Below are 8,977 nucleotides of genomic sequence, written 5' to 3' on the forward strand. Positions count from 1 at the left end.
CCCGAGGAGTCCCCCGCCCGCCGAGTCTTCCTGGAAGTCCCACGGGCTGGAACACACCCATCAACGCATCCGGCCCGACCAGCGTGAGCCGGATGTCTCCCCCGAGGAACTGCACCGGGAGCATATTCCTGTCGCACTTTCGCGGGCCCTGCTGGTCGGCTGTGACACGGCGGCCTTCGCATCGGCCAGTGGCACCGGGCTCGTCACGCTGGTGAAGGGCTCCACGGCGGAGTGTCTCAACACGCTGTTCGGTGTCACGGGAACGCAGGCCGGCCAGGTCTTCGCCGAGAGCAAGATGGTCACCGTCGCCAATGCGCTCACGGTCAACGCCCAACAGTACGTGGGCAACAACACCGCCCAGACGCTCCAGCTCATCCTGTTCCTGCGCGCCGGCTACTACGTGCAGTTCTACCAGTCGGGCTCGGTGGGCAGCTACGGCACCACGCTGCGCAACGCCATCCGCCCGGCGCTCGCGGCCTTCGTCGCCAACAGCCACTTCACGGACAACAACGACGCGCACGGCGCGGTGCTGCAGGAGTTCGTCACCCTCATCGACAGCGCGGGAGAGACCGCCTGGCACATGGGCACCCTCCGGGGCCTGCTGGACCGCTTCAATGACACCACCGTGGCCTCCACATACATGCGCGGCGCCACCAACAGCGTCTTCAACGGCATCTACCGGGGGCAATTCAACACGGACTTCGTCGCGGCCGTGCGGGCGGACATGTCCCTCATCGACTCGCTCGACTCCTTCATCACCCGCACCGAGCACCTGCTGGCCACGTCCAACCAGTACCTCACCGTCAACGCGGCGCGAGAGATGGCTCGCTTCGTCCAGCACTCCGGAACCCTCCAGAACAAGACGCGCCCCCTGGTGAAGGCGGTCATCGACAACCACTCGATGACGGGCCCCACCGCGGGCCTCTGGGTGGGCTCGGCGGAGATGGTCGAGTTCTACGATGGAGCCAACTGCGCCTACTACGGTGTCTGCGACTTCCGGCGGACGCTGGAGCAGACGGTGCTCGGCATCACCCATACGTGTGGCCCCACGCTGCGCATGCGCGTGCAGGACATGACGGCCCCACAGCTCACGCAGAGCTGTGACCAGGTCGCCACGCAGGAGTCCTCCTTCCACGACACGCTGAAGACCCACCGCGTGCCCGTGGCGAGCGACAACAACACGTCCCTGGAGATGGTCGTCTTCGACAGTCGGTTCGACTACCAGACGTACGGCGGCGTGTTGTTCGGCATCAACACCAACAATGGCGGCATGTACCTGGAGGGAAACCCCGCCGCCTCCGGCAATCAGGCCCGCTTCATCGCCTACGAGGCGGAGTGGCTGCGGCCCGCCTTTGAAATCTGGAACCTGCGGCACGAGTACATCCACTACCTGGACGGCCGCTTCAACATGAAGGGAGACTTCACCACGAGCATCAGCCAGCCCACCGTCTGGTGGATCGAGGGCCTGGCCGAGTACATCTCCAAGAAAAACGACAACGCCAACGCGGTGGCCCTGGGCCGGGGCAAGACCTTCCAGCTCAGCCAGATCCTGCGCAATGACTACAACAGCAGCACCGACCGCGTGTACTCGTGGGGCTATCTGGCGACGCGCTTCATGTTCGAGCGCCACTCAGACCAGGTGGACACCTTCGTCGACCAGTTCCGCGCGGGCAACTACAGCACCTATCGCCAGTCCCTGGACGCATTGGGCACGGCGAACGACGTGGAGTTCCACCAGTGGATCGACTGCGTCGCGACGGCCACGGACCCGAGCATCTGCATCCCACCCGGCTCCGGACCCGGCCCCACCCCGCCCTGCACGGCTTCCAACCCCATGGGACTGGACAACGGCTGCTATCGGGGCCCGCTCGCCTCCACCGGCAGCGTGCACTACTTCTACCTCTATGTGCCCCCCGGAGCGAGCAACCTGCGCCTCAAGGCAAGCGGCGGTACCGGCAACGCGGACCTGTACGCCCGCGCCGGCACGTGGCCCACGACAACGGTGTACGACTACCGGCCCTACCTTCCGGGCAATGACGAGTCGGTGGAAATCGCCTCACCCGCGACCGGAGGCTATTACTACCTCATGCTCGTGGCCCGCCCGGCCTACGCAGACGTGAAGTTGGAGGCCCACTTCGACAGGGCGCCCTGACGAGGAAAGGGCAGACTCCCGGGTGGGCGTGAAGCCACCTGGGAGTCCCTCCTCCGTCAGCACACCGGGGTGATGACAGTCACCGAGGCGCGAAATGTGCGCGAGGATTTATCCTCCACAGCGAGGCCGTGAAGGGAACAGTGCGGCGGCCTGATTGTGAAACCCTTCCACCTCTACTGTCTCCGCGGCTTCCCTTGCGCGGGGCAGTGCCATTCGTTCAACCTCTGATGGCAGACACCGGGACACGAACCGCGAGCCCCCACGGGCTTCAACCGACTCGTGATGTCTGGAAAGAGGAGTGAATGGCAGTGGGACACTTCGATATCGCGGGCAAGGTGGGTTTCATCACGGGAGCCTCGCACGGACTGGGGAGGCACTTCGCAACCATGGTGGAGCGCATCCCCCAGCGACGCACCGGCCACTTCGAGGAGCTGGATGGGCCCCTGTTGCTGCTCGCCTCGGAGTCCTCTCGCTACATGATGGGGAGCGTGCTCACCGTGGATGGTGGTTACACCAGCGTCTCCGCGGCATAGGGGTGAGTGGCTCCCCGCGCCGCAACGCTCACTTCGCGCCGGGCACCGCCCGCGCGACGAGCATGGAGCGGTAGGTCGCCCGGTATGCCCAGGCCAGATAGAGGTGGAGGGCCAGGACGACGACGGTCATCCCGATGCCGGTCGGGGCGAGGAAGGCATGGAATGCGACGATGTTGACGACGACGGGCGCGAGGAGGGCCAGCGCCAGCGGCACGAAGCGGTTCGTCAGCAGCAGCAAGCCCACGAGCACCTCGGTGCCCTTGATGAGCGGCATCATGTAACCCGACTTCATGAGCGCGATGCTGAGCGCCATGGCGCCTTCGGGAATGGGCTCGGAAGGCGGCGGGATGAAGTTCAGGAAGCCGTTCAGCCCGAAGACGAAGAAGAGGAGCCCCAACAGGACCCTCGCAACGGTTGGAAGGTGGCGAGCAAACGACTTCGTGTCCTGGCCCGCTCCGGTGACCTCTGCGTTCAGCGTCGTTCCCGTTCCCATGGCGTAGTCCTCCTCGGTGTCACTTCAGGTTTGGTGGCAAGGCTCCTGGACCGCCCCGGGGGCGCTGCCTCTACCCTCGCGACGAACGGCCTTCCGGGAGATCGACACGGCGGCGATTTCATCCAGGTGCCCTCGGCAAGTCCTCGGAATAACAAGGGGCCTGGTGACTGTCGCCCCGATGCCGATGGAGAGCGAGCGCCACGTCCAGTTTCGGCTCGGGCTCCGTGCGCAGAGGGGATGGGACTCGTCGTCTCCTCGGAGTGGACTCGCTCCGCGTCGAGGTCTGCCCTTGCGTGCATGTATCTCCCGGGGTTCAGTGAGGGGTCATGGCCTTCGCCCCGTGGCTGCCCGTGCTTGTCACCCTTCACTCCGTGCCACCCGCCGCCGCACGCGCCGAGCCTGCGCCTGCCGCCTTCTCGAGCTGGTTCGACGCGCGAGCGAAGGAGGAGCAGCCAAAGGTCCTGACGCGATACCAGGTGGACCTCGACGGTGATGGGCGCGAGGACGAGGTGGTCTGCTATTCCCTGGTGAAAAGCGACGAAACGAGGCGCGGGGATGGAGCCCCGGTCACGCTGGTGGGGCTGGCCAGCGGAGAGCGCTTCGCGATGAACACAGGTGTGGGATTGGACGTCGAACTGGGCTGCCCGTCCCCCACCCCGGAAGCGTCAAACACGGGCAAACCGGTCCTGCTGCTGCCACGAACCGGGATGAGAAGTTCGTCATCGGTGTCGCTGCGCTTCGACCGGAATGGCCCGTTGCTCGTGGCGAGCCACGTGACGACATATTCCAGTTCGAACCGCATGGACCTGCTGACCCAGCGCGCCCAGACCTACAACTACACGGCGCCGACCTCGGAGGAACAGGACCCCGAGGGGAATGAGACCCGGTGGGAAGGCCCGGGGCAGGTGGTGACGGGCCTGGAGTCGACGGTGCTTCCGACTCCGGGAAAGGTCACCTGGGGCCAGAAGAACTGGAAGGGACTCGAGGATGCGGACCTGACGGTGAGCCTGCGTCGCCGGGGCGACCTGATGGGGGTCAGTGTCCGGCTGAAGGATGACAAGACAGTCGTTGCCGCAGATGCCAGTCCCAAGGCCATCCTCGCGGCGGACCACCTCGAGCTGCGCTGGTCGGAGTGGGGCACCACCAAGCGCATGGAGAATCGACCGGTGGAGCTGGGGGTCGCGCGCAACGCGTTGGGGGTGCCCGTGACCACGTGGTTCAAGCCTCCCAAGAAAAAGGACACGCCACCACCGACGATTCGGTGGACCTCCCCGGAGGCCATCGAGGTGGAGCTGCCCCTGGACTGGTTCATGCCGCCGCCGGCGAAGCGCACCTATTACGATCCAATGACCTATATGCCCTGGTTCTCGGTGTTCTTCTCCGATGGAGATGGGAAGGGTCAGGAGACGCTGGTGAATGTCTTCCCCAAGGTGCTCTTCGTCGCCGAGCCGGGGCGCCCCTTTCCCACGGTGGAGCAGAACGTCCAGCCGTGGGCGCGGGTGGAAGCTGGCGCCACGCTGCTCATGCTCACACAATGATGGAGACGGAGCCGCGAGGGCCTTCCCCCGTCAGGGACCGACGACCGCCAGGGCGCTGCGTTCGAAGTCGATGACCCGCCGGGCCACGTCACGCACGTGGTCGGCCGTCACCTCGGAGACCCGCTGCGCGTAGTGCTGGAAGTTCTCCTGTCCGACCCCGAGACACCCATCCATCGCCAGCATCGCCGCACGAGCGGCGTTGCGCTGCAGCCCCAGCTCATGCGTGCCGATGAGGTGCTGGCGCGCCCGCTCCAGTTCCTCTTCGCTCACCCGTTCGTCCCTCACCCGCTCCAGCTCGGAGCGGATGGCCACCAGCGCCGCTGTCACCTTCTCCGGGCTCGTCCCCATGTAGATGGCGAGGTAGCCAGGGTCCACGCCTTCCATGCTGTAGCTGTTCACGCTGTAGGCCATGGCGCGTTTGTCACGCAGCTCGCGGAACAATCGCCCGCCCTGCCCCGCGAGCAGCGTGCTGAGCACCTTCAAGGCGTGGCGCCACGAATCGGTCACCCGTGCCCCCTGGAAGCCCAGCGCCAGATGGGTCAAGGAGCGCGCGAGCACCTGCCTGTGCTCGCGAGGCGACTCCGGAAGCGGCTCCGGCGCCACAGGGGGCGGTGCGGCCAGCGCGCCCGAGGCGTCGCCGAACAGCTCATGCGCCCGCTCCAGCACCTCCTCCGCGCGCACGTCCCCCACCACGCTCAGCACCATCTGCGCGGGGTTCATGTAGGCCGCGTGCCAGGCGCGCAGCGACTCGGGGCCCAGTCGCGCCACCGCGCTGCTCTCCCCTGACACCGGCAACCGGTAGGGATGCGTGCGGTAGAGCGTGCTCGCGAGGACATCGAACACCCGGCCCTCGGGCTTGCCATCGCGAGTGCCCAGCTCCCTGGACAAGTTCCCGCGTTCGCGAGCCACCTCACCCTCGGAGAACAGCGGGGCGCGCAGGCAGTCCGCGAAGAGACGAAACGCGGGCTGGAAGTGGCGTGACAGGAACTCGCCGCGAAGCTCCACCAGGTTGCGCCCATGGGCCCCCTGGAGCGAGCCCGCCATGGCGGTGACCTGCCGCGCAACCTCCTGTGCATCGCGAGTGGCCGTGCCACGCGTGAGGCAGCGACCAAGCAACGTGGTGAGCCCGTTGGTCTCCGCGGTCTCGTAACGCACGCCGCCCGCGAAGCAGGCTCGCATCGCGACGAGCGGCACCGCGCGCGACTCCAGCACCAACACCCGTGCCCCCGAAGGCAGTCGCGACTCCACCAGCCCTTGAGCCGTCTCGGTCGTCTTGCGCCTCACGAGCCGAGGCAGCGGCGCTGGCCCTCCACGCACCGAGGCTGGCGCGCGCCCCCGTGACGCACCGTCGTGCGCGGCGTGCATCAACATCACCTCCGCCCTCTCGGTGGAGAAGTCGCAGCCCTGGGGGAGCAGCCCCGTGAGGACAGCCCGGTCGAAGCGCAGGTAGCGCTCCGCCACCTCATGCAATCGCTCCGGGGTGAGCCGAGCGATGGCCTCGTGGTAGCGCGCCTCCGCCTCCAGGCCGCCCAGCATGAACTGGTAATAGCCCAGCCGCCGCGCCAGCTCCTGCACCTCCTCGCGCTGTTGCACGGCCCGCGCCTCGAAGTGGGCCTGCAACATCGCCAGCTCCTCGGCGGGCACCGGCTCCGCGCGCAGCCGGGCCAGCACCCGCAGCTCCTCCTCCACCGCCTCCGCGACCTGGTTCGGCGCGAGCGTGAACCGGAGGGAGAAGAGCCCGGGGTCCAAGGGCGTATAGGACGAGGACTCCAGCGCCCTGACGAGGCCCTGTCTCCGTTTGCATTCCCGGATGACCCGCGAGCGCTCTCCCTGCCCCGTCAGCAGCGCCAGCACGTCCAGCGCCGGCACGTCCGGATGCGCGACGTCCGGGATGGAGAAGCCCAGATGCAGCCATGCCTCCTTCGCGCCATCTTCTCGCAGACATATCCGCGGCGCGGTGCGCTCCGGCTCGGCGGGACGCCGCAGCGGCCCCGAGTGGTGCTGCCCCCAGTCACCGCCAAGGAGTTCGTCCACCCATTCGCGCAGCCGCGACTCGTCGAAGTCGCCCGCGAGACTGAGCACCAGGTTTCGCGGGGTGTAGTGCCGCGCGTAGAACTCGAGCACCCGCTCCCGGGTGAAGTCGCGCACGCTCGCGGCCGTGCCAATCACGGGGCGTCCATAGGGATGCTGGGGGTAGGCGGTGGTGAACAACTGTCGCGAGGCCCGCCGCGCGGGGAGGTCCTCGTTGCGTTTGATCTCCTCGCACACCACCTCGATTTCTCGCGCCAGCTCTCCCGCGTCGAACGAGGAGCCACGCACCGCGTCCGCGAGGATGTCCAGTCCCAGCCGGGCGAACCGACTGGCGATGACGACATGGAAGACGGTCTGGTCGTAGCTCGTCCAGGCGTTGATCTGCCCACCATGGGCCTCCACCGTGCGAGCGATATCCCCGGGTGCCCGACGCGATGTCCCCTTGAAGAGCATGTGCTCGTGCAGGTGGGCCAGGCCCAGTTGGTCGGGCCGCTCGTCCGCGCTGCCGGCCCGGACCCAGACCTGGAAGGCGACAGCGCGTGCGGTGTCTCGTCGCTCGAAGACGACGGTGAGCCCATTGTCCAGCGTGTACGTTTGAGCCGTCAGGGTCCTAACCTCCCACCATGGCCTGGCGCTTGAGCAACAGGCGACGGCGCCACGCGAGCCCCAGCGCCAGCGCGGTCCCCGATAGCAGGGCAAAGGCGAAGCTCACCGCGAAGGCCCGGGGGATGCCCAGCGACGTCCCCAGCGTTCCGCCCAGGAGCGCGCCCAGCATCGTCGAGACCTCGGGCATCAGGCTGATGACGGCCATGACCCGGGCGAGCGCGTTGGAGGGCACCTGTCGGGGGACCTCCGCGAAGAGCGTGATGAGCAGGAGCGAGGCGCCGAAGCTGCCCATCAACTCGTAGTTCAGGCACGCCACCAGTCCCAGCGCCCCAGGCCGGGCCAGCGGCAGCAGCGCGAACGAGCCAGTGAGCAGGGCCACGGCCACCGCCACGGTCCACTGCGCTCCCAGGCGCCGGTGGAAGGTCCCCACGAGAAGGCTGGCGACGATGCCCCCCACGGAGCCCACCCCGACGATGGGGCCGATGAGCGACGGCGACATGCCCAGGTCCCCGGACATGAAGAGGACCAGCAGCGCGGAGACCACGCCATTGGCCAGGCAGAGATACCCGACGATGACGAGCCCCAGGCCCAGGAAGGGCCGCTGGAGCAGCAGCGAGAATCCCAGGGTGAGCCCCTTCAGGCTCGCCGTGTTCCTCGCCGGGACATGCTGCGGCTTGCGGGGGACCCGCACGGCCACGGTCAGCAGCGCGGCCACCGCGAAGGAGGCCGCGTCCACGAGCAGCGCCACGGGCGCCGAGAGCACGGAGACGAGCAGGCCCCCCAGGCTGCGCCCCGAGACGTCCGCCAGGTTGCGCGTCACGCTGAACCGGCCATTGGCCTCCACCAACTGCCCATCCCCCACCACAGCGGGGAGGATGGGCGCGGCGAACATCCCGCCGATGGCGCTCACCGAGGTCAGACAGAAAGCCATCCCCAGGAGCAACCCGAAGCTCAACAGGCCCATCCACCAGAGCAACGGAATGGAGGCGATGAGCAGGCTGCTCGTCATGCTGCACGCCACCAGGACGGGCACCTGACGCGAACTCGCATCGGCCCACGCCGCGGCGGGGAGCCGCAGCAGCAGGGTCGGCGCAATCTCCACGGCCATCAGCAACCCCATCTGCTGGGGCGTGAGGTTCAGGATGGTCACCGCGACGAGCGGCAGCGCCACCTTGGTCACCGCCGAGCCCGTCAACGTGACGGTCTGCGCCGCCCACAGCCGCAGGAAGGTGGCGTTGCGCCAGAGACCGGGCGGAGGGCCCGGGCTCATCCCGCCCGCTGGGTCCGCGTGGAGGCCTTCAGGCGATCCGGCAGCGGGCACACCTCCCGCATCTCCTCGTCGCCGGTCAACCCGCAGCAGTTCCCGTCGATGTCCTCGTTGAAGACCAGCTTGGGGTGAGGCACCTGCGAGGGTTTGAGATTCAGCAGGTCCAACGGCACCTGGTCGTCATCCACCCACACCTGCCCTCCCGGGGAGATGAGGTCCATGTGGATGGGCGAGTAGTAGTCCAGGACATGGATGCTCTGGTTGTGCTGGCCAAAACCCAGGTGCACGCCCGGATGACGTTCGTTGATGTGAGAGTTCATGGAGATGAACTCCCCCAGCCCTCCGTTCGTCCCGAAC

At 67.5% G+C, this 8,977-nt stretch carries 7 protein-coding genes; 3 read left to right on the top strand and 4 right to left on the bottom strand.

Annotation, left to right across the window (positions count from 1 at the left end; genetic code table 11):
* The coding region (locus HR086_RS41250; protein WP_174468360.1) for a M9 family metallopeptidase at window positions 1-2,152 on the top strand (2,152 nt) is incomplete at its 5' end.
* Between the two features lie 302 nt (window positions 2,153-2,454).
* Window positions 2,455-2,685: an SDR family oxidoreductase gene (locus tag HR086_RS41255; RefSeq protein ID WP_174457229.1), complete on the top strand. Its 231-nt coding sequence runs from the start codon at window positions 2,455-2,457 to the stop codon at window positions 2,683-2,685.
* Between the two features lie 28 nt (window positions 2,686-2,713).
* Here the strand turns inward: HR086_RS41255 and HR086_RS41260 are convergent, their stop codons facing one another.
* Window positions 2,714-3,178, bottom strand: a complete 465-nt coding sequence (locus HR086_RS41260; RefSeq protein WP_174457230.1) for a DoxX family membrane protein — start codon at window positions 3,176-3,178, stop codon at window positions 2,714-2,716.
* Between the two features lie 326 nt (window positions 3,179-3,504).
* Between HR086_RS41260 and HR086_RS41265 the strand changes: the two genes are divergently transcribed.
* Window positions 3,505-4,716: a hypothetical protein gene (locus HR086_RS41265; protein ID WP_174468361.1), complete on the top strand. Its 1,212-nt coding sequence runs from the start codon at window positions 3,505-3,507 to the stop codon at window positions 4,714-4,716.
* 30 nt (window positions 4,717-4,746) lie between these two features.
* Here the strand turns inward: HR086_RS41265 and HR086_RS41270 are convergent, their stop codons facing one another.
* The 3 genes from HR086_RS41270 to HR086_RS41280 all read right to left on the bottom strand — a co-directional run.
* Complete coding sequence (locus tag HR086_RS41270) at window positions 4,747-7,353, bottom strand: pitrilysin family protein (RefSeq protein ID WP_174468362.1); 2,607 nt, start codon at window positions 7,351-7,353, stop codon at window positions 4,747-4,749.
* A 4-nt stretch (window positions 7,354-7,357) separates the two neighbouring features.
* Window positions 7,358-8,623, bottom strand: a complete 1,266-nt coding sequence (locus tag HR086_RS41275) for an MFS transporter (RefSeq protein WP_174461781.1) — start codon at window positions 8,621-8,623, stop codon at window positions 7,358-7,360.
* The coding region (locus tag HR086_RS41280; protein ID WP_217442155.1) for a hypothetical protein at window positions 8,620-8,977 on the bottom strand (358 nt) is incomplete at its 5' end. The genes HR086_RS41280 and HR086_RS41275, both read right to left, overlap by 4 nt.

The organism is Myxococcus sp. CA039A, from assembly GCF_013336645.1.
GTDB lineage: Bacteria > Myxococcota > Myxococcia > Myxococcales > Myxococcaceae > Myxococcus > Myxococcus llanfairpwllgwyngyllgogerychwyrndrobwllllantysiliogogogochensis.

Coding starts and splice junctions, on each gene's coding strand:
- HR086_RS41255 (WP_174457229.1), top strand. CDS start 2,455: ATGGCAGTGGGACACTTCGATATCGCGGGCAAGGTGGGTTTCATCACG.
- HR086_RS41260 (WP_174457230.1), bottom strand. CDS start 3,178: ATGGGAACGGGAACGACGCTGAACGCAGAGGTCACCGGAGCGGGCCAG.
- HR086_RS41265 (WP_174468361.1), top strand. CDS start 3,505: ATGGCCTTCGCCCCGTGGCTGCCCGTGCTTGTCACCCTTCACTCCGTG.
- HR086_RS41275 (WP_174461781.1), bottom strand. CDS start 8,623: ATGAGCCCGGGCCCTCCGCCCGGTCTCTGGCGCAACGCCACCTTCCTG.